The organism is Georgenia daeguensis, assembly GCF_039537705.1.
Classification (GTDB): domain Bacteria; phylum Actinomycetota; class Actinomycetes; order Actinomycetales; family Actinomycetaceae; genus Georgenia; species Georgenia daeguensis.
Genome location: NZ_BAABBA010000030.1, coordinates 1 through 19,509 on the forward strand (window position 1 = coordinate 1; position 19,509 = coordinate 19,509).

Sequence of the window (19,509 nt, forward strand, 5' to 3'; positions counted from 1 at the left end):
GGCGGGTGCCGGCGGCGGCGGCGAGCACGGCCTCGCGCAGGGCCGGCGGCGGCGCGACCGCGCCGGCGTCCGCGAGGCGGGCGGCGGTCTCCCGGAGCGCACCCGCCTCGGCGGCCAGCTCCGGGTCCTCGCGGATGGCACGCTCGACGGCGGCCCGCTCGACGTCGTCGACGGCATCGAGCGCCCAGGCCCCCAGGAGCTCTCGCTCGGCGTCGTGCTCGCTCACCACTCCACCCCCAGACACATCTTCAGCCGGTGCAGGCCGTCACGGATGCGTGACTTCACCGTGGGCAGGGACGCCGCGACGTCCGCGGCCACCTCGCGGTAGGTCCGGCCCCCGTAGTAGGCGCGCAGCACGGCGTCGCGCTGCAGCTCAGTCAGGGTGGCCAGGCACTCCTGGACCCGCGTGCGCTCGTCAGCGCGGGCGACGGACTCGGCGACCTCGTCGAAGGGGCGGTCGTAGTCGCGGGCCGCGGCGCGTACGTCCCGGTCCCGCTGGGCCTGGACGGCGCGGACCCGGTCCACGGCCCGGCGGTGCGCCATCGTGGCGATCCAGGCCAGCGCGCTCCCACGGGCCCCGTCGAACCGCGGGGCGGTGCGCCACACCTCGACCATCACCTCCTGCGTCACCTCCGCGGCCAGCTCCGGGTCGCGCAGCACGCGGACGGCCGTGCCGTGCACCATGCCGGCCGTCTCGTCGTACAGGCCCGCGAACGCCTCGTGGTTCCCCTCGGCGACCGCCCTGAGCAGCTCCCCGACGCGGTTCGCGCGGCTGCGGGGATCGGCCGCGGTGCCGTGCGGGACGCGTCCGGGTGAGGTCACGGGGCCCATTGTGCCGTGAGCGTCCGCGAGCGCCGCGCCGCGGCACCGCGAGGACGCGGGTGACGGGCCACCCCGCCGGGGCGACCCGTCACCCGGAGGTCCCTCAGCCGGCCTCGACGAGGGCCTGGTCGAGGGAGTCGATCGCGCCGGCAAGGGTCTGCACGTGCATGGCAAGGCCCTCGGCGACGGCGTCGGCCGGGAGCTCGCCCGCGGAGATCTCGGCGAAGAAGGCGCCGGCCTCGCCGCGGTAGCCGTCCAGCTCGGTCAGCGCCGCGGTCGCGGCTGCGTCGTCGTCACCGGCGGCGGCCTCGGCGTAGTCGACGAAGTAGCCGATGTGCTCGCGCCACAGGTCGAGGAATGCCGTCCCCTGCTCCGCACCGGCGAGCGTGCCGACCGCCTCGGAGAGCGCGACGGAGTTGCCGTCGAGAGTCGCGGCCGCGGCCTGGAAGGCCTCGGAGCCGGTGCCGCCCTCCGTCGTGTACGCGGTGAAGACGCTGATCCCGGCGAGGTAGACGTGCTCCTGGAGCGCGGCGGTGAGCTGGGCGCGCAGGACCGCGGCGTCGTCGTTCGGGTCGCCCTCGAGGCCGCCGGCCGCGGACAGGCCGGTGGCGATCACCCCGGCGCCCTCCACGACGTGACCCGCGGCGGCCTGGAGCGACGCGTAGGCCTCCGGGCTGCCCGCGGCGAGGTCGTCGATCGCGGTGGAGAGCGTGGAGACGTGCATCCGCAGGGACTCGGCGACGTCCCCGGCGGGCAGCTCGCCGCCGCTGACCTCCTCGAAGAACGCCCCGGCCTCCACGGTGTAGGCCTCGAGCGAGGCGAGCGCCTCCTCCTGCCCCGCGGTGTCGCCGCCCTTGGTGGCGACGGCGTAGTCGACGAAGTAGCCGATGTGCTCGCGCCACAGCCCCAGGAAGGCGGTGCCCCGCTCCTCACCGGCGAGCGAGGTGACCGCCTCGGACAGCGCGACCGAGTTGGCGTCGAGCGTCGCGGCGGCAGCGGCGAACTCCTCGGAGTCCGGGGCGGTGGTGTACGCGGTCGCGACGGCGATCCCGGCCAGGTACACGTGCTCCTGCAGCAGCGCGGTGAGCTCCGCCCGCAGCCCGGCCGCCGCGGAGTCGGTGGCTCCGGGGATCTCCAGGGCGGAGGCGAAGCCCCCGGCCAGGGTGGCCGCGGTCTCGGGCATGTGCTGGGCGGCGGTCCGGGTGTCCGCGAACGGGTCCCCGGTGCCCATCGGCATGACCGCCGCGGGCGCCTCCTCGGCCGGCTCGGTCATGGGTTCCTGGGTCTGCGTCGAGGCCGGCGCCGCACCGGCGTCGGCCGTGTCGCCGTCGTTGCCGCCGGCGCACCCGGCGAGGGTGAGCGCCAGGGCGGCCGCGAGCGTGGCGGTGGGTCGGATGGTTCGCATGGTCTGCTCTTTCCGTCGTGCCGGTGCTGCTCTGTCACACCGGGTTCGGAGCCGTCGCGTCACCGGATGGGTGCGACCTTCAGGGACCTCACGGCGGCCCGGACCGGACGCACGCCGGCCAGGCCCGGGAAGGCGGCGACGCCCTCGTCGAGGTGCTCGAGCGCTCGCCGGCCCGATGCCGTCGCGAGCAGCGGGACGAGGACAGCGGCGCCCGGCGCTCCGGCGTACCGGGTGCCCGGCCAGGACCATCCGGCCACGGCACGGCGGGCCAGGCGGCGGGCGCCGGCGCCGGCGGAGAGCCGGGCTGTCGCCTCGTGCGCGCAGAAGGCCTCGTGGCGTTCCTTGACCCGCTCGGCGGCCGACGACAGCTCGCGCAGCCGGGGCTCCGCGGCCGCGAGGTGGCGGTAGACGAGGGTGACCACCGCCGTGTCGAGCCATCCGGTGACCATGTGCCCGCCGACGACGTCGGCGCCGAGCAGGTTCGACCGAACCGCCTCGACTGTCGGCCGGCACCGTTCGTCCCACGCCCGCAGCACCCGGCCGCCGGGGGTGGGCCTCGGCGCGGCGGCGGTCCTGCCGTTCGCGGCGATGACGGCGTCGAGCGTCTCGGCGAGCCAGTGCTGCTCGTACGACCACGTGGTGAGGAAGGCCGTTACCCGGACGTCCGCGTGCGTGGGGGTCACGAGCAGGTCGCGCATGCGCGTGAGGGCCGAGCGCTCGACGTGCGCGAGGTGGACGAGCGCCCGCAGCGCCGCGGGGCGGAGCGGCCGCGTCGCGGTGAGGTCGACGTCTTCCGGCCGGAGGTCACGCGGGCTGCGCATGTACGCGCGCACGTCGAAGGCGGCCGCGGTCATGCCGGCACACCGCGGGCCGCCATGGTGTCCGCGACGACGGTCAGCCCCGACAGGCCGGGCAGCTTCCCGACGTGCCGGTCGATCGCCTCGACCTCTCGCCGGCCCTCGGGTCCGGCGAAGAGGTGGTTCATGACGTGCGCGACCTCGCCGTCGTCCGAGATCCCCGACCCGACCGGCTGCCAGGCGATCCGCAGGGCCTGGCGGGCCAGCCGTTGCGCGCGCGTGCTCGCCGCGAGCCGGTCGCGCGCCTGGGTGGTGTAGAACGCGATGTGCCGGGACTCCTGCGCGGCGATACGGCGCAGGAGCTCGCCGAGAACCGCGTGGTCCCCCAGCGCCGCGAGCCGCTTGTACGCGGCGGCCGCGGTCCGCTCGTTCACGGCACCCCACACCATGTGGACGGCGACGAAGTCCGTCCCGACCAGGTTGGACAGCAGGGACTGCCGGACCGGGGCGATCCGGTCGCGCCAGCCGAGCTTGACCCGGCGGGCCTTGAGGTCGTCGTAGGTGACGGTGATGCCGTGCAGGGCCAGGACGTGCGCCAGGGCCTCGCCGTGCCAGAACTCCTCGTGGTTCCAGATGGTCATGAAGGCGCTGACGTCACGGTCCTTGCGGGAGGGGGTGACGAGCATGTCCCGCAGGTAGCAGACCGTGTGGTACTCGATGTCGCACATGTACCGCAGCGTCCGCAGGGTCTCCGGCGGCAGCGGGTCGTCCCGGAAGACGTCCAGCTCGAGGTCCTCCCAACCCACGCGCTCGGAAGCGCGGGCGTACCGGTCGATGTCGAAAGCCATGGGTGTCCTCCCCGTCGTCGAACCGCCTCGCTGGCGGCGACCATGGTTCGGAGCCGGCCCCGGACCGGATGGGTGCCAGGTCCGTGCGGGTGATAGGACAGAAGGCAAAGCCGCGAGATCGAGGAGTCACCCGTGTCGAAGTACCGCTATGCCGCTGCGCCGTCCGAGCACACCGTGGAGCTGCGCACCGGCGAGGTGCCGCAGCCGGCCGCGGACGGTGTCGTCGTCGCCATCTCCTACTGCGGCATCTGCGCCACGGACACCCACGGCTACACCTCCGGCGGGCTCCCGCCGGCCGTCTTCGGTCACGAGTGGACCGGCACCGTCTCCGCCGTCGGGGAAGACGTCGAGGGCCTGAGCGTCGGCCAGCGTGTGGTCGCCAGCGTCGGCCCCGCCTGCGGCAGCTGCGCCCAGTGCCGCGCCGGGCACACCGAGAACTGCGACGTCGCCTTCGCCGAGGCCAACGGCGTCACGCCCGACTCCCCCGCGCACGGCGGGTTCGCGACGGCGATCGCCGTGCCGGCGCGCCGCGTCCTGCCCGTCCTCGACGCTCTCAGCGACGAGCAGGCCGCCCTGGTCGAACCCACGGCGGTCACCTTCCACGCCGTCAAGCGCGCACGTCAGCCGCTCGGCGCCTTCGTCGTCGTCCAGGGTGGCGGCCCGATCGGCCTGCTGACCGCCCAGCACGCCCGGCACGCCGGGGCCTCCCGCGTCGTCGTGGTCGAGCCGAACGAGGCGCGCCGCGAGGTGGCCCGGGAGCTCGGCTTCACCGAGGTGCTCGAGCCCGGGGAGGAGTTCACCCGGTACGTGTTCGACACCAGCAACGGCCTCGGTGCCGACGTCCTGTACGAGTGCACCGGTGCGGCGAGCCTGTTCCAGGCCTCGGCAGAGCTGGTGCGCCGCGGCGGCACGCTGGCACTTCTCGGCTTCCCGTCGACGACCTCGGAGGTCAGCTACCCCGACTGGCAGATCCGCGAGCTGACGGTCATCGGCTCCCTCGCCTACAACCACGAGGACTTCGTCGGCGCGATGCACGCCATCGCCGGCGGCGCCGTCAACGTCGACGTCCTGCACACCGGCACCATCGGCCTCGACGAGCTCGAGGCCACGTTCGAGGAGCTCGACAACGGCACGAGCCGCCACGCGAAGGTGCTCGTCGACCCGCGCCGCTAGCTTCCGGACCAAGACCTGCCGACGAGGCCAGCGACTGCCGCTCGGTGGACGAGGAAATCCGCGCAGCCGGCGTTGACGGACGTCGACCAGGCGCGCAAATGGCGACTCCTCGAGCGCGGACTAAGCCGAATCCACCGCCTCAAGAAATTGGGTAAGGAGGTCGACGACCTCTGCCGGGTGGTCAAGGTTTGGAGAGTGTCTGGTGTCCATGCGCACGATCTCGGCATGAGGCACCACGGCCTGGACATGCTCGGGCCACTCAGGTTCGAACAGCTCGTCCTGGCTGCCTGCGACAAGGAGGGTCGGGGTACCCACGCCGGCCAGCGGGGCGGGCCAGGGGTCCTCCACAGCTCGGCGCAGTGGCTCAGGCAGCGCCAGGGTGGCCGAAGCCACGGAGCGATAGTGCCCAGGCACGGTCGCCCACCTCTCCCGCAGGCTGAGCTGCTTCTCGAAGTCAGGGTGGGACTCGTCCATGAGGAAGGCGAGCACGCGGGTGAGGTCGCCGCGGGTGCCATCCCATCTCCCGAGCTCGCGGAGCATGACTTCGGTCTTCCACGGGCCGCCGCTTCCGCCGATCGAAGTCGCCGACCGCAGCGGCATCGTCGACTCGACGAGCATGCGCAGCGCGACTGAACCGCCGTAGGAACTGCCGACCAGATGCGGCTCGGAGATCAGCAGCGTCTCGAGAAGAGACTCCAGCTGTGCGATGCGAGGGGCGTAGCTGGACCGGTCGAAGTACGTTGCTTTGTCGCTCCCCCCGTAGCCCAGGAAGTCCGGCGCGATCACGTGAAATCGCTGCGCCAGCATCGGGAGACACGCCCCCCAGGTGACGTCACTGGACCCGCCCCAAGCGCCGTCGTGCAGGAGCACAACGGTGGGGGCTTCCGGGCTGCCAGCCTCCAGGAACCGTGTCGTGACGCCGGCGGACCGCACACCGCGCTCATGGCACTCGACAGTTGTGAGAAGCTCTGCCTCGGTCATCATCCGCCTCTGTTGGTTGCTTGGTGTGGTGCTCAACCCTCAAGCTCGGATTCCTCGACGACGACCTCTTCAAGGTCGGTCGGCTCGGCGATGATCTCGTACTTGACCAGGAGCTCCTCCAGCCCCGCGAGGCCACTGAGGTCGCTGTTCTCGGCGAAGGCGATCTCCGCGAGCGATTGCGCCAGCTCTGGACTGATTTCCGTGTAGGTCGGGATGATCTCGGCGACCGCGTCCGGGTCCGAGGCTGCGATCTCCATCGCTTCATCCATGGCCGCCTTGAAGTCGGCCACCACGTCGGGGTTCTCCTGGAGGTACTGCGCAGTGGTCGCCCACCCGGCGACCGGGGCGTTCTCGGTGGGGCCTTCGAAGGCGCTGACGACCGGTCGGGCTCCAGTCTGAGTGGCCAGGGTGACGAACGGCTCCACGAGCCACGCAGCGTCCACCTGTCCCTGTTCGAGTGCTTGCTGCATGTTCGGCGGTGGGATCTCCACGAACTTCACCGTTGAGAGGTCGACCCCGTGGTGCTCGAGCACCCCCCGTGAGGTGACCTCCATGATGTTGCCCAGGCCGTTCACGGCGATCGTGGCGCCCTCGAAGTCGGCCGGTTCCTGGATCTCACTGTCCGGCAGGACGTAGAGCGCCTGAACCCCGGGGCGGTCGTTCTCCCTGAAGATCCGGACGGGCAGACCTTGGTCCACGGCTGTGAGCAAGGAGACGTAGTTGCTGTAGACGATCGGCACATCGCCCCCGACCATGGCCGCGATCAGCGACGCCCCCTCTGATGCCTGTTGGACTTCTACCTCCAGCCCGTGCTCCGCGAAGAGCCCTTCCTGCTGGGCGATGTAGAAGGGGGCGAGCTCGGCGAACGGCTGCACTCCCACCTTGATCTGGCGCGTTTCGGTCGCGGTGTCCGTGGCGCCGTCGCCGCCGGCGTCCGCTTGGCCGTCCCCTCCTCCCGCGCACGCGGCGAGAAGGGCGGCTGCGGCGGTGAACATCGCCAGGCCACGTGCCGGCGTCCGGTTAAGTCGTGACATCGTTGTCTCCTGGAGTCGTGGGTCAGTGGTACGTATCTGCGTGGGGCCGGATGGGCAGATCAAGCCCTGGCCAGCTGGCGGCTCCGAAGGGTGAACCCTTCGTAGCCGTGAGCGACGACTTCGCCGAGCTTCTGCAGGTACCGGTCGATACCGCCGACGTACGGCATGAACACGCGCGGCTTGCCGGGGGTGTTGGCGCCCCAGAACCACGAGTTGCGCGATTGGGCGTACAGCGTCCGACTGGCCAGCTCGTTGACGTGGTCAACCCACGCGTTCTCCGCATCCTCGTTGGCTTCGATCGTGTCGATCTCGTTCTTCTCGAGGTGAGCGATGCACTCGTTGACCCACTCCACGTGGATCTCCGCCTGGTTGACCATGTTGCTGAAGACGGAGGGCGTCTGCGGGCCGGCGAGGATGAAGAGGTTCGGGAAGCCGTGCGTCATCACGCCGAGGTACGTCCGCGGACCGTGCTGCCACTTCTCTCGCAGGCTAAGTCCGCCCCGTCCGCGCACGTCGATGCGGAGGAAGGAGCCGGTCATGGCATCGAAGCCGGTGGCGTAGACGATGACGTCGAGCTCGTACTCACTTCCGTCGGCGGTTCGGATCCCGGTTGGCGTCACGGCCTCGATGGGAGCCTCGCGGAGGTTGACCAGGGTGACGTTGTCCCGGTTGTAGGTCTCGTAGTAGTTCGTGCCCGAGCACAGTCGCTTGGTGCCGAGGGCGAGTTCTCGAGGTGGCATGAGGGCCTCGGCCGTCGCGGGGTCGTCGACGATCTGGCGGATCTTCTCGCGCGCGAAGTCACCCGCCTCGGCGTTGACCTCCGGGTCGGTGAGGATGTCGGCGAAGGCCCTCATCATGTACAGGCCGCCGAGCTCCCAGCGACGTTCGAACTCCGCCCTGCGCTCTTCCGGCGAGACGTCCTTTCCGCGCAGAGGGTTGCTGATCTGGTTGTGCCCGTTCCTCGTCGCCCGCGCCTTCTTGCGCAGTTCTGGGTAGTGCTCCTTCCAGTGGCGCTCAAGGTCCGGGTCCATCGGCCGGTTCTGTGCCGGCATGACGAAGTTCGGGGTGCGCTGAAAGACATACAGGTGCGCGGCCTGCTCCGCGACCAGCGGGATGAGCTGCGTCCCGGAGGAGCCGGTGCCGATAACACCGACGCGATCCCCAGAGAGGTCCACGCCCTCCGTAGGCCAGTCGGCCGTGTGGTAGGACCTGCCCTGGAAACTCTCTGTCCCCCTGATCTGCGGCACCTGTGCGGCCGACAGCACACCCGTGGCCAGCAGGCAGTACTTGGCGGAGAACTGCTGCCCGTTCTCCGTCCGTACCGCCCACCGCCCGTCCGTCTCATCGAACACGGCCGAGACGACCCGGGCGTTGAGCTCGATGTCCTTGCGCAGATCGAACCGGTCTACGACGTGCTGGACGTAGGCCAGGATCTCCTGCTGCGAGGCGTACCGCTCGCTCCAGTGCCAGTCCTGCTGCAGCTCCTCGGAGAAGGAGTAGGAGTAGTCGAGGCTCTCGATGTCGCAGCGGGCCCCCGGGTAGCGGTTGTGATACCAGGTCCCACCAATGCCGTCAGAGGCCTCCAGGACAAGCACGCGAATCCCCTGGCGCCGCAGGTGGTACAGGGCGGAAACCCCGGCCAGGCCCGCACCCACGACAACGGCGTCAACCACCTGGGCTGCTTCATCACCAAGGATCTGAGCGCGATTCTCGACGGCCATCTTGGACTCCCTGCTCGGATAGATCATCTACAGACCGGCCCCGCCCACGGGGCCGCGTGTCTTCGCTATGGACAGGCTGCGTTGCCTTCACTGGGCTTACCTCTGGGCGGACGGCCTGGGGACTTCTGGGAGGCGGCCCCGCGTGTTCGAAAGATTGCCCTCCGACGAATGCCGGCGCCAGCGTCTCTCTCGCTGAGCGAGAGACTATGTTTCGCCGTCACGTCAACCCGAACCACAACAGCCTCGTCTACCCCGCAGGAGAAGAGAGGTACCCTGGTCCTGTTCCGTGCTCGCGCCCCGGCTCTGGAGGTGCCCTTGGCCGATCCTGGAGAGACGCTGGTCTCTCGGCTGGTGAAAATTCTAAGCGCGTTCCAGGGCGGGGAATCGGTCCTGACGGTCGCCAGCATCGCGCGGGTCACCGGGATCCCTGTCCCGAGCGCACATCGGCTCGTCAACGAGCTGGTGCGGTGGGGGCTGCTGGAGCGGACGCCCGACCGCCGGGTTCGGATCGGATTGCGGCTGTGGGAGCTCGCCGTTCGCAACTCTCCGCAGATGCGCCTGCGCGACCGGGCCCTGCCTTACCTGGAAAGCCTGCAGGGCGCTGTTCGTCAGCACACCCAGCTGTCCGTGCTCGGCGGCACTGACGTCGTCTACATCGAGACACTGTCCGCGACCGAGGGTGCGGCCGTCAGCATCGTCAAGGTCGCCAGCCGGCTGCCGGCGGCAGCCTGCGCACCCGGAATGGTGTTCGCGGCCTTCTCCTCACCGGACGTCTACGACGCCATCCTCTCGGCGATACCGCGGGCCTTCACCCCAGAGACTCCCAGACGGCCTGAGCAACTCCGCAAGATCATCGACAACGTGCGCGCCACCGGCGTCGCTGTCGCCAACGGCTGGATTCACCCCGATGTCACCGGCGTCGCCGTACCGATCCGTGACGCATACGGCGAGCCAGCTGCCGCACTCTCGATCCTCGTGCCGCGTGGAAGTGATTTGGTAGAGACGTGCGTCCCGGCGCTTCGCGCTGCGGCGCACGGCATCAGCCGCTCGCTTCGGTCAGAACGCCCCAGCGATCCCCAGCTCAATCTCCTCGAGTACATGGTCCGGCAAGGAACCACCCAGGCAGGGGTTCCGGCCTCACAACCATCCGTAAGACACTCCTCAGCGTCGATGGGAGCGCAAGGAAGTTCCGCTGCTGGCACAGACACTGCGTAACCTGATGCCGTCCGCGGGGCCGATTCCGACCGTTTTCCGTGCGACCTCAGCCCCGCGGCCCTCGTTCATGTGCGGCGCTGCTCCCGCGGCTCTGACGGGCCGCTGCTCATAGCAGACCCAGCGAGCACTGCACTCAGTCGCCCAGCGGGCTCCGGCGCGCTGCGTACTCGGTGAGCGGGAGCCTCTCACCGAGCCCAATCCCCAGGAGCTGTGCGAGCTCCGGATCGCGGATAGGTGTCGTCAGGTCGCCCTGCTTGAAGAGGAACGAGACGTCGACGATGTCGTAGCGATGCTGCCCGTCAGGCAGACGTTCCTCGAACCGCGAGGTCGACGGTTCGAACTCGCACTCGGAGAACGCGAAGGTCCGCGCCCTGTCGGCGCCACGGTCCCACGTGCCCACGGCGGCGACGACGTCGCCCACCGCCTGCCCGTCGACCTCGGCGTTGGTGCGGACGACGTCCGCGACGGTGCCAGGCACGCCACCGAGCCGCTCGACCCCGGGCCAGCCGGAGGCCACCGCCCGCTCGACGAACTCGCCCCAGTCCACGTCGCCGCCGACGGTGACGTCGACACCGCCGCACGGCGCGAGGTCGTCGATCTCGCACGCCGACGCGTCGACGACGATCCGGGACCGCCGGGCGGAGAGCGCAGCGCTGACGTTCATGCCTCCATCACACGCCGCGGCCCGAGCTCCCGCAAGGTGTGCGCCAGCTACCGACGCGGGGCGCATCTTCGTGGCCGGCACGCGGCGGCGGGCCGGTCACCTGGACCCGCACCGCCGAAGAAGCCCGCCCTACTTCTGCTGCCCCGGTGCCGTGTCCCGGCCCGGCTGACACTCGGCCGCCCCGGCGAGCGGGGTGCCGTCGTCGTCGAGCGTCACGGTGACGACGTCGTCGTAGACGCGGCGCTCAGTGCGCACGAGGTCGTAGTTCTCGTCCAGGACCGGGAAGAGGTAGACCGGGCTGAGCGTCATCTCGGCGCCGCACCTGGTGTTCTCCAGGTCCATTTGCAGGTGGCCGTAGTGCAGGCCGCCGTCGACGAGCTGCGGGTTGCCGTTCTCGTCGACCTCCCACAGCTCCGGCTCGTCGGCCGCGGCGGTCCACTCGGAGTGGCTGTTGTACCGGATGGGCACGTACTCGCCGGCCTCGTTCTTGGCGAGCTGCTCGCCGCGCAGCCCGTCGGCGGCGACGCCGACGTCGTAGGAGTGGAAGCCGGTGCCGTCGCCGTCCTCGTCCACCCAGGAGCGCTCGAACATCTCGTCGTGGCCGGAGATGACGGCCGCGACCCCGTACTCCTCGAACAGCGGGGTGTAGACCCGCATGGCGACGCCCGACTGGTTGTCCGCGTGCTCGTGGTTGGGCGGGGTGCCGTGCACGCCGTTGGAGTAGGCGGCGTGGTGGAACTGGACGACGACGATCTGCCCCCGCTCGCGGGCATCGGCGAGCTGCTCCTCGGCCCAGGCCCACTGCTCGGTGCCGGGGTTGAAGTTGGGCAGGTCGGAGTCCTCGGGCGTGGTGCCGGGGAAGACCTCGGTGAAGGCGCCGTCGTAGTTCTCGGCGGTGAACTCGCCCTGGGTGTCGGTGGTGCGCCGCGCCTCGGTGAGGTTGGTGTCGTCGCCGGAGTAGGTCTCGCCGGAGAGCATGCCGGTGTCGGCGTCCTCGTCGGGCAGGCCGTTGGTGGAGTCGAGCGTGAGGACGGTCAGCGGGCCGTAGTCGACGCGGTGGTAGGAGTCCTTGAACTGCGGGTTCGCCGCGTCGCCCGCGGTGTCGAAGTACTCGTGGTAGCGGTTGCGGGCGATGACGGCCGGGCTGCGGTCCTCGTCGGAGCCGTAGCCGCCGTTGAGGGCGGCGTAGGTCTCCCAGTTGCCGAGCGCGGTGATCAGCGGGGTGTGCGTGGCGAGGGTGCCGTACTCGCCGGCGAAGTGGCGCCAGAACTCGTCCCAGGCGGGCTGGTAGCCCGAGCCCTGGGCGAGGTCGCCGGCGATGAGCATGAGGTCGGGGTCGGCCTTCTCGATCCACTGCGTGTTCTCGACGAGCGCCCGCTGCTGGTCCATCGGGTAGCGCAGGGTGAACTCGCCGTAGCGGGTGGTCGAGCCGTACTTCTCCGCCCACAGAGAGCCGGGGCCGGGTCGCTCCGCGGAGCCCTCGGCGTAGCCGGTCTGCGGGTGCAGCTCCCACTCGCGGTGCTCGACGGCGCCGTAGGCCTCGGTCTCGGTGTCGGAGAAGGCGACGACGCGCAGGTCCTGCCACCGCTCCGACGTCGGTCCGGTGGAGAACGTGCCGGAGTGCGTCTGGCCGCCCTGCTCGACGGTGTATCGGTAGGGGTGGTCGGCCTTGAGGCCGTCCAGGGTGACCGTGTGCTTGTAGTTGCTGTTCGACAGCAGCCACGAGCCCTGCTCCAGTCCCCGGATCTCCTGCGCGAGCTCGGCCTCGGTGTACTCCATGAGGTTGAGGTACCGGGGCTCGGACGTCAGCTCTGTCTTCCCGCGCAGCCCCGGGCCGCTGACCGTGACCGTGCCGGGCTGGTCGGTCTCGGAGACCCAGCTCAGCGTCATGGAGTCCTCGCCGGGCTGCTGGAGGTACGGCAGCACCCGGAATCCCGGCTGCGCCGTCGGCAGGTCGACGGCGGACGGGACCGCTGACGCGGCGACAGCGCCCGCTCCCAGCGGAAGAGTCGCCATCCCGGCGACAACGGCGATCCGGACGAGTCTTCTCATGGCGTCTCCTGTCGTGTGGCCCCCTGGGCGCGTCGTCGCGCCCTTCCACCTCACCCGGCCGATGTGACCGCGGAGCACACCCCGCTCAGCCGGCCGGGGAACGCTCGGTGAACGATGCGGACCAGCATGGCGCCATTTCTCAGCGCACACCAGAGGTGCTCGGGCGGCCGGTCCGCTGCGCAGGAGTACCCACGATGCCGCGGGGACAGTGGGTGATCCCACCGATGTGGTTGCTGCACCGGCAGGCCTACCGTCAGCTCGTGGCTTCCGGCACATCCAAGGCACGGGGCGCGCAGGTCACGTGGCGGCGTACGGCACCCAGCGCTGGCGCGCGACTCCGGCTCCTGCGGGGGCTGGCCGTACGTAACCGGCGGCTCGACCTCCGGGGCGTCTCGACGTGCCTGCTAGAGGCCGGCGACGGTCCCGACCTGGTGCTGCTGCACGGCGGGGTGGAGTCGGGCGGCGTCTACTGGGCGCGGCTGCTGCCCTACCTGTCACACCACCATGTGGTTGCGCCCGATGTCCCCGGCTTCGGGGAGTCGGCGCCGTTGGCCCGGCTCGAGCTCGGCACGTTCACCGACTGGCTGGACTCGCTGCTCGACGCCACCTCCCGGGGCAGGCCGACGCTGGTCGCGCACTCGATGCTCGGGAGCCTGGTCGCGCGCTACGCCGTCAGGCGGGGCGAGCGCCTGCAGCGCCTCGTCCTGACCGGTGTTCCCGCTATCGGCCCATATCGCATGCCTACCAACCTGGCGGTCGCTGCGATCAGGTCGGCGGTGTGGCCGTCAGCTTCCAACTTCGACCGCTTCGCCGCATGGCCGTTCCACGACGGCGTCCGGACCGCCGAGAGCGACCCGGGGTGGTTCGCAGCCTTCGCGGCGTACCGGCTCTCCTGCGGGCAGGTGCCGCATGTGAGGCGCGCGATGCGCCAGGCCATCAGCGTGGGCAGAGTCCACATTCCCGACGCCGCCCTCGAGCGGATCACCACGCCGACGGCGCTGGTCTGGGGCCGCCACGACCGCATGGTCCCGCTCGACCTCGCCGATGCTGCGAGCGCCAGGCTCGGGTGGCCCTTGACGGTGGTCGATCACGCGGGCCATCTGCCGTTCGTCGAGGAGCCTGCGGCCTTCCTCGCGGCGCTGTTCTCCTGGAGCGTCGACGCCGGCCTCTGAGGCGGTGAGCGCGCTTCAGTCCCGGCCGGCGCAGCGCATCAGACCTGCCCGCGATCCTTCCAGCGCCGCGAAGAGACTCCGCGCGTCGCGCGGCCTGGTATGCCGGAGGTCGTCCACGAAGAAGGTCCGAGTCCCGTGGGCGCCGCTGGCCTCGGCATCGGCCATATCTTCACGGATGCGCGCCGCGTGGCGGCGCCGTCGCCCTGCGGCTGCCCCGCCCCGAACACGGCCGCGCCGAGGAGATGGCCATAAGGCCGTCGTTCACCCGGCGGTCGAGGTCCATCGACAGGCCGGCTCACCGGTCTGCACGGAGGCGATGGCGCTCCAGAGGTTCTGGTACGTCTCCGACCACGGGGAGTTCGCCCAGACGAGGGCGACGACGGTCGCGCCGACGAGCAGGATGGCCCCGGCGGACTCCGTGGCGAGGAACCGGGCGTAGCTGCACGGACAGCTGGCCCGAGAGCTCACGCCGGCGGGTCTGCGTGTCCGTGACGGTTGCGGTCACCCGATCACGTTAGACAGCACCGGCCGTCATCGCGCGGGCTCTGCGCCACATGACCACCGCCGTCCCGACCAGGAAGACCGCACCGCACGGCCGCCGGCTGGAGCACGAGGGCCGCCGTCACCGAGAAGCCCGTGTAGGCGACGACGACGCTGCCCGGGAACGCCCCGAGCCCCGCTATGACACCTACCCAGCCGAGCCATCGCGGGAACGTCCGGCCGAGCACCATGGCCAGCCCAACCATGAGGAACGCAACGCCGTTGAGGAGCTGGAAGAACGCGCTCACCCCTTCTCGGTCCACCGGACGGCTTCGGCCGCGACAAAGGCCGCCTGCCGGTCGGCCTCGGCGGCGTTGACCCACGTGTCCACGGCGCCCTTGAGCGCGACGCCGTCGACGGCCATCTGCACCGCGAAGACCGCGGCGACGAGCACCGCGGCGAGTCCGGCGATAACCGTGGCGGCACCGGCGCCACCGGCCTCCCGAGCCAGATGGCGGCTGCGCGCGACAAGGCCGAGACCATGGGTAGCGTGCCGACGAACTGGCCGATGTGGACAGCGGTCAAGGCGTCCGACCGGGCGTACTCGGCGAACGCGGCACCGAGTCGTTGGGATCTGCGTGCGAGGGGTGCAGCAGCCCCATCACGACCTGCAGCACGAGCCCGAGAACGATCGCCACAGCACCGAGGCGGAGCAGCGAACGGTCCTCCCCCACCGACGGCGGCGCCTCCGTAGGGCGCGGCCCCCACATCACCCTGTCGTGCCTCTGCCTTGCTCATGGCGGGACCTCCCGACGGCGCCTGCTCGCGTTGGTCGCACCTGTCACCGGCAGTGTGCGGTTGGGAGGTGTGTGCATCTACGTCAGCCGTGGTTGGTGCGCATAGCCCATAACCTTTCATTGATGCGCCATAACCGGCCGTCGGTTGTTTCGGGCAGTACGCCGTCCGGGAGCCACTGAGCCCTGTGCTGATCACTGTCCCCGCCAGTCATGCCTGACGACGGGTTCGACATCGACCTGACCCGGCTGGCGTCGGCCAACCTCAACCTATTGGCGGTGCTGGACGGTGCTGTGATCGGGCGTCGGCAGCTTTGCAGGCCGCGCACATCGCGTTCCCGGAGCCGCCCGCGGACTTCCAGCAGTGCTCCCTAATCCGGAAGGCGGAGCCCAAGCCCGCCGAACCGTCCCGGGCGGTCGCCGGGTTACAGGCCGCTGCCGGCAGTCCCGCTGACCACGGCGGAAACATCTGCACACCGCGGCCAAAGCGACCGAGGTGCTCCCCTCGGTCGACCTCGACGGCGAAGACATCCAGGACCCGCGCGCTCACCGCGGTGAAGGGTGCTGGGCTCCACGATCACGGGCACCGCAACCGGCGCAGCCGGTGCAACGGCCGTCGGAACGGCCCGTCGCCCGCCGCCAGATGGTGACCGCCCCGGAGTACGGTTGGAGCCTCCGATGCAACCCCTGCGGGTAGTGCTTTCCGCCTTTGCTTACCGAGAACGTACGATCCTTCGTCGCCAAACGCTGTAGGAACGACTGCAGCAACTTGACGAAAGCGGCAGGTGCATAAGTCCATGGTTAGCACGAGGCCAGGACGCTAATGTCAGACCTGTGGCAACTCTGTCCGACTATCTCGACCCGACGGTGGGAGCACTCCGTCGCCAGTACCGCGAACTCAAGACTCGCCTCCCAGCACCTCCGGGAAAACGGCAAGTACCCTTCGTGCCGGCCGAGACCTTGCTTTGCCTAGCCGCATCGTTCGTCGTGGATCACAGCCGCTTCGGTAGTACCACAGCAACCCGCGCGCCCGAGCCGATTCAGTCCCTCGCCCGGCTCTTTCAACGCCCACCTTCTAGCGTGCTAGCCAAGATGGCGAATCTCGACGGGTCGCGGTCACACGGGGCAACGTGGGACAAGTTGGCCGGCGCGACACTGCGGCAAGACGTTTCGCGCTTCTCCGTCCTGTACAGAACACTTCTTACCGCCGCCCGCACCGAAGGAATAGGTCAGGACGCACTTCCAGACTTCCTGAATCTGGAAAACGGCGGCGAACTTGACCTCCTCGGCCAGGAGGAGTTGTCGATATCCATAGTCGAAGCAGTACTCGACGAACAACTAAAAACTTGGCGAAAGCAGCCGAACGATCTGTCGCGTGAGGACACCGAGCGAATCCTTCTGCAGGCAACTCGCGTTGGTCAGCACCGATTCGCCAGCGAGGTCCTGGCCAACTGTGGTCACCGATGCGTGTTCTGCGGATTCGCGCCACCCTCGTTTGGGGCGTCCCGGATGCTCCTGGCGAGCCACATCAAGCCCTGGCGCGACAGTTCGCCTCGTGAGCGCCTGGACAAGCGCAACGGGCTCGCCGCATGTCCCACACACGACGTCGCTTTTGACACTGGACTGCTCACTGTGAACGGCGAGCTTCGGATCCATCGATCGTCCAGGCTTGTGCGCGGGGTGGCCGACGATCCAGTGGCTCGCCTCTACTTCGCCCAGCCTCCCCTCAGGCGAACGCTGCTATTGCCGGAGGGAGCAGAGCAGCCTTTACAGCAATACCTTCATTGGCACCAATACCGCATATACACCGCCTAGAGTCGCAACCGCAGAGTCCGGAGAAAAAGCGTCATGTGACTCCAGCCGATTCGAGTGGGCGCGGCGCGCGGAACTGGTAAGTACGTGGCGGCGCGGAGCTCAACACACCGCCCCAGCGGGTACTCCAGCAAACCGCAGGGATCGTCAGCGCGCTGCACCGTTCGACCCAGCTGACGACCGCTAGATCTCACCGTGGCGATGACGAGCAGCACGATGCTCGTCGTGGCTGGACGAGCTCTACATGGAACAGCACAACGGCGGCCGGCGGGTGTCAGATTCGGTGAGTTTTCTGAGCCTCTACTCACTCCTCAGCAAACTTTGAACGGCTCGTTCAACTGCGTACAGGCCGGCGAGGGTGACCGTGGCGCCAGCCGACTCGAACGACGGGTGCCATGCCAGGCCTGCGCGCTCGACGATCCCACGTGCCATCTCATGCTTTCCGAGTCCTTCGAGGCCGAGTCGGAAATAGTCACTGATCATCACGAAGATCGCCCGTGGCTCAGTGGATCCGGCTGACATCGGCGGCGACACGCGGCCGAGGTTGGCAGCGATCCGGGCAACGACGTCCCCCTTTCTTTCTGAAGGGCTCACTGGCACCAAATTCTCAACGGGTGCTCCAGGTTCAATGGCGGCACGCTGCACTTGCCTGACCCCACCATCGACGGCCGAAGCTTGCTGAAGTGCGGCGACGGGCGAGTGCCCAAAGCGCTGCCGGAGTTCCCGATCGACTTCTTTAATCGGAACCCCGAGTGCCTCGACGAGCCCGAGGCTAACGGTTGCGAGGAAGTTCCACTGGACACCTGTCTGTGTCTTGGGATTGCGCTTCCATGCGTCCGAGAGAGACAGCTCGTGGATCAGATCGGCCTTCTGCCGGAGTACCACCGGGGTCTGCTCTCCGAGGACCGCGGCCGCCATCGCGAGACCTAAGAGAGAGCCAACCAGCTGAAGCTCCTCCCAGCGACCGTTGACCCCACCACCGCGGAACCTGTCGGACCAGGGCGGGGCAGAGCGGTGTGCGTCGCATGCTAGAGCGAACACCCGCACCAAGTCACGGATGCGGGACTCACTTCGCATAGGGTCATTCTTCTGGTGAACCCGCTCGAGTAGTGAGTTTATCTGCTGCGAGGTGGATAGTTTTCGCACTATTCCGTCGGTATGCGTGGAACTTGAAAGCAGCATTGCCAACGTCCACGCGGCCACTTTACTTCGCCTGTACCGCTCGCCGCTGATGCCGAACTCTTCCAGAGAGTCTCTCACCACTGAGACACATTCAGCAACGGGCGCTAGGAACGGCGCCGCAACCTCCAACGTAGGGCCATCACCTGCCATCACGCTGATGGTCCGCATCAAGTCGAGCTCGTGGTGGACAGCGTTGCGGATCTCCTCGGCATTGAGGTGCTTGCCTTGCTTGTTGTACAGGTGAAACACCTCGTGTATCTGCCGCGGCGTTGCCTCCAAATACTCAATTACGGGCACTCTGTAGTCTGTCGTGCCTTCGAAGAGGTCGGAGATCTGCGCCTCACTGCCTCCAACAAGGACGAAGTCGTCTTGCACCTCGTGGTAGTACTTCCCAGCCAGTCGCTCAAGTTCGCTCCCCTTGCCGAAGTCGCGGGCGAGGGGGAACGGGAACTGCCGATCCCGCTCATCTGACGCGCTCAGCGAAGTGCCCGTTGCCTTCTTCCACTCGCGGCGGAATGCGGCGTAGTCCTCCTTGAATAGGCGCTCTAGCTCATACCCCGGGAACTCCCTTGCGGCCGTTTTGACAACCGAGACCGCACTTGGGTGCGCACCGATGAACCGGAGAATCGACGTCAGTCGTTGCTTGCCGTCCACAACCTCGTACGGAGTCGTAGCGACAGAGTCCGGCCTCAGCACGATGATCGACGGGAGCGGGATGCCGCGGAGGATTGACTCAATCAGGAGTTGAGCATCTTTGGTCGGCCACACGTCGCCCCGCTGATAGGACGGGTTCAATTCGAGCCGCCCTCGGCGCGCTTTTGAGACGAAGTCCTGGATCGTCCATGTGTCGGCCTTCGCCTTGATAGGCGACATCCCAGGCTCGCTAATTACCTCGTCCCACGCCTCGATCCACCGTTCGGAAGCGGTTTGGAGGTTCGTCTCCGCAAGGTCGTGAAAGAACTGCTCCTTAAGGTCCACCGCGCGAGCTACACGCTCCGAGAGAACCTCTAGGCCCTCGTCGGTCAGCCGGATGCCGTTAAGTTCGACCTTGCCCACGATGCTTTCGTGGCCAAGTGAAGAGAACAGCGACCGAAGCACGTCCTTCGTGCTCAAGAACCCTTCAATCCGCTCGTTGAGGCGCAGCCAGTCCTGGACGCGGTCGATATAGTCGACCCATTCCTCGCTCCCGAAGTCAACATCGGCTGCCTCGAACCTCTGAGCAACCTCAACACCTGTTGGCGCCGCACCGTCACCCGAGAGCGCGGCCAGGCTCGTGCTCACGGCCTCCTCGAGGGCGCTCCGCCCTTCGATGTCCAAGGCAGCAATAGTCATGTTGATAACTCCCAGTGTTTCGACG

At 68.8% G+C, this 19,509-nt stretch carries 17 protein-coding genes and 1 pseudogene; 4 read left to right on the top strand and 14 right to left on the bottom strand.

All coding sequences use genetic code 11. The features are described from left to right. The 5 genes and pseudogenes from ABD774_RS19265 to ABD774_RS19285 all read right to left on the bottom strand — a co-directional run. A pseudogene (locus ABD774_RS19265) lies at positions 1-226 on the bottom strand (hypothetical protein); the annotation flags it as partial. Continuing rightward, complete coding sequence (sigK, locus tag ABD774_RS19270) at positions 223-831, bottom strand: ECF RNA polymerase sigma factor SigK (protein WP_486327347.1); 609 nt, start codon at positions 829-831, stop codon at positions 223-225. The pseudogene ABD774_RS19265 and the gene sigK, both read right to left, overlap by 4 nt. Positions 832-925: 94 nt before the next feature. Then, complete coding sequence (locus ABD774_RS19275) at positions 926-2,227, bottom strand: hypothetical protein (protein WP_345044910.1); 1,302 nt, start codon at positions 2,225-2,227, stop codon at positions 926-928. Positions 2,228-2,286: 59 nt separating this feature from the next. Then, entirely contained in the window at positions 2,287-3,081 is a 795-nt protein-coding gene (locus tag ABD774_RS19280; protein ID WP_345044913.1) for a hypothetical protein, read from the bottom strand. Further along, positions 3,078-3,872, bottom strand: coding sequence for a ferritin-like domain-containing protein (locus tag ABD774_RS19285; protein WP_345044916.1), 795 nt, complete (start codon positions 3,870-3,872; stop codon positions 3,078-3,080). The genes ABD774_RS19280 and ABD774_RS19285 overlap by 4 nt, the downstream gene beginning before the upstream one ends. A gap of 132 nt (positions 3,873-4,004) precedes the next feature. Here ABD774_RS19285 and ABD774_RS19290 point away from each other — a divergent pair, with 132 nt between their 5' ends. Further along, positions 4,005-5,045 carry a zinc-dependent alcohol dehydrogenase gene (locus tag ABD774_RS19290; protein ID WP_345044918.1) on the top strand — a complete coding sequence of 347 codons (1,041 nt, stop codon included), beginning with the start codon at positions 4,005-4,007 and terminating at the stop codon, positions 5,043-5,045. 120 nt (positions 5,046-5,165) lie between these two features. On the opposite strand, the gene ABD774_RS19295 is transcribed toward ABD774_RS19290, so the two are convergent. The 3 genes from ABD774_RS19295 to ABD774_RS19305 all read right to left on the bottom strand — a co-directional run bounded on the left by ABD774_RS19295 (position 5,166) and on the right by ABD774_RS19305 (position 8,781). Then, positions 5,166-6,026, bottom strand: coding sequence for an alpha/beta fold hydrolase (locus ABD774_RS19295; RefSeq protein WP_345044921.1), 861 nt, complete (start codon positions 6,024-6,026; stop codon positions 5,166-5,168). Positions 6,027-6,058: 32 nt separating this feature from the next. Then, positions 6,059-7,021, bottom strand: a complete 963-nt coding sequence (locus ABD774_RS19300; RefSeq protein WP_345044923.1) for an ABC transporter substrate-binding protein — start codon at positions 7,019-7,021, stop codon at positions 6,059-6,061. A gap of 98 nt (positions 7,022-7,119) precedes the next feature. Beyond that, positions 7,120-8,781, bottom strand: coding sequence for a flavin-containing monooxygenase (locus tag ABD774_RS19305; RefSeq protein ID WP_486327348.1), 1,662 nt, complete (start codon positions 8,779-8,781; stop codon positions 7,120-7,122). A gap of 315 nt (positions 8,782-9,096) precedes the next feature. Between ABD774_RS19305 and ABD774_RS19310 the strand changes: the two genes are divergently transcribed. After that, a complete protein-coding gene (locus ABD774_RS19310) occupies positions 9,097-9,996 on the top strand; it encodes an IclR family transcriptional regulator (protein WP_345044929.1) in 900 nt (299 codons plus the stop codon). Between the two features lie 133 nt (positions 9,997-10,129). On the opposite strand, the gene ABD774_RS19315 is transcribed toward ABD774_RS19310, so the two are convergent. Both ABD774_RS19315 and ABD774_RS19320 read right to left on the bottom strand, forming a co-directional pair. After that, a complete protein-coding gene (locus tag ABD774_RS19315; RefSeq protein WP_345044931.1) occupies positions 10,130-10,660 on the bottom strand; it encodes a hypothetical protein in 531 nt (176 codons plus the stop codon). 129 nt (positions 10,661-10,789) lie between these two features. Then, a complete protein-coding gene (locus ABD774_RS19320; RefSeq protein ID WP_345044933.1) occupies positions 10,790-12,712 on the bottom strand; it encodes a metallophosphoesterase family protein in 1,923 nt (640 codons plus the stop codon). A 260-nt stretch (positions 12,713-12,972) separates the two neighbouring features. On the opposite strand from ABD774_RS19320, the gene ABD774_RS19325 reads away from it, so the two are divergent. After that, positions 12,973-13,884, top strand: coding sequence for an alpha/beta fold hydrolase (locus ABD774_RS19325; RefSeq protein ID WP_345044935.1), 912 nt, complete (start codon positions 12,973-12,975; stop codon positions 13,882-13,884). 261 nt (positions 13,885-14,145) lie between these two features. Here ABD774_RS19325 and ABD774_RS19330 read toward each other — a convergent pair whose 3' ends face one another. From ABD774_RS19330 to ABD774_RS19340, 3 genes are read right to left on the bottom strand one after another with little or no spacing between them, the layout of a single operon-like run. Then, a complete protein-coding gene (locus tag ABD774_RS19330; RefSeq protein ID WP_345044939.1) occupies positions 14,146-14,352 on the bottom strand; it encodes a Na+/H+ antiporter NhaA in 207 nt (68 codons plus the stop codon). 41 nt (positions 14,353-14,393) lie between these two features. After that, positions 14,394-14,672 (bottom strand): hypothetical protein, encoded by a 279-nt coding sequence (locus tag ABD774_RS19335; protein WP_345044941.1) that lies wholly within the window; start codon positions 14,670-14,672, stop codon positions 14,394-14,396. Continuing rightward, on the bottom strand, positions 14,669-14,818 hold the full coding sequence (locus ABD774_RS19340; RefSeq protein ID WP_345044943.1) for a hypothetical protein: 150 nt from the start codon (positions 14,816-14,818) through the stop codon (positions 14,669-14,671). Before ABD774_RS19340 ends, ABD774_RS19335 begins: the two co-directional genes overlap by 4 nt. A 1,432-nt stretch (positions 14,819-16,250) precedes the next feature. Here ABD774_RS19340 and ABD774_RS19345 point away from each other — a divergent pair. Further along, positions 16,251-16,973, top strand: a complete 723-nt coding sequence (locus tag ABD774_RS19345) for an HNH endonuclease (protein ID WP_345044946.1) — start codon at positions 16,251-16,253, stop codon at positions 16,971-16,973. A gap of 297 nt (positions 16,974-17,270) precedes the next feature. Here ABD774_RS19345 and ABD774_RS19350 read toward each other — a convergent pair whose 3' ends face one another. Further along, positions 17,271-19,484, bottom strand: coding sequence for a GmrSD restriction endonuclease domain-containing protein (locus tag ABD774_RS19350; protein ID WP_345044948.1), 2,214 nt, complete (start codon positions 19,482-19,484; stop codon positions 17,271-17,273). Positions 19,485-19,509 lie beyond the last annotated feature (25 nt).

Excerpts from the sequence above, each read along its gene's own strand:
- sigK (WP_486327347.1), bottom strand. The coding sequence starts at position 831 with ATGGGCCCCGTGACCTCACCCGGACGCGTCCCGCACGGCACCGCGGCC.
- ABD774_RS19345 (WP_345044946.1), top strand. The coding sequence starts at position 16,251 with ATGGCGAATCTCGACGGGTCGCGGTCACACGGGGCAACGTGGGACAAG.
- ABD774_RS19285 (WP_345044916.1), bottom strand. The coding sequence starts at position 3,872 with ATGGCTTTCGACATCGACCGGTACGCCCGCGCTTCCGAGCGCGTGGGT.
- ABD774_RS19350 (WP_345044948.1), bottom strand. The coding sequence starts at position 19,484 with ATGACTATTGCTGCCTTGGACATCGAAGGGCGGAGCGCCCTCGAGGAG.
- ABD774_RS19305 (WP_486327348.1), bottom strand. The coding sequence starts at position 8,781 with ATGGCCGTCGAGAATCGCGCTCAGATCCTTGGTGATGAAGCAGCCCAG.
- ABD774_RS19275 (WP_345044910.1), bottom strand. The coding sequence starts at position 2,227 with ATGCGAACCATCCGACCCACCGCCACGCTCGCGGCCGCCCTGGCGCTC.
- ABD774_RS19280 (WP_345044913.1), bottom strand. The coding sequence starts at position 3,081 with ATGACCGCGGCCGCCTTCGACGTGCGCGCGTACATGCGCAGCCCGCGT.
- ABD774_RS19300 (WP_345044923.1), bottom strand. The coding sequence starts at position 7,021 with ATGTTCACCGCCGCAGCCGCCCTTCTCGCCGCGTGCGCGGGAGGAGGG.
- ABD774_RS19315 (WP_345044931.1), bottom strand. The coding sequence starts at position 10,660 with ATGAACGTCAGCGCTGCGCTCTCCGCCCGGCGGTCCCGGATCGTCGTC.
- ABD774_RS19320 (WP_345044933.1), bottom strand. The coding sequence starts at position 12,712 with ATGAGAAGACTCGTCCGGATCGCCGTTGTCGCCGGGATGGCGACTCTT.
- ABD774_RS19295 (WP_345044921.1), bottom strand. The coding sequence starts at position 6,026 with ATGACCGAGGCAGAGCTTCTCACAACTGTCGAGTGCCATGAGCGCGGT.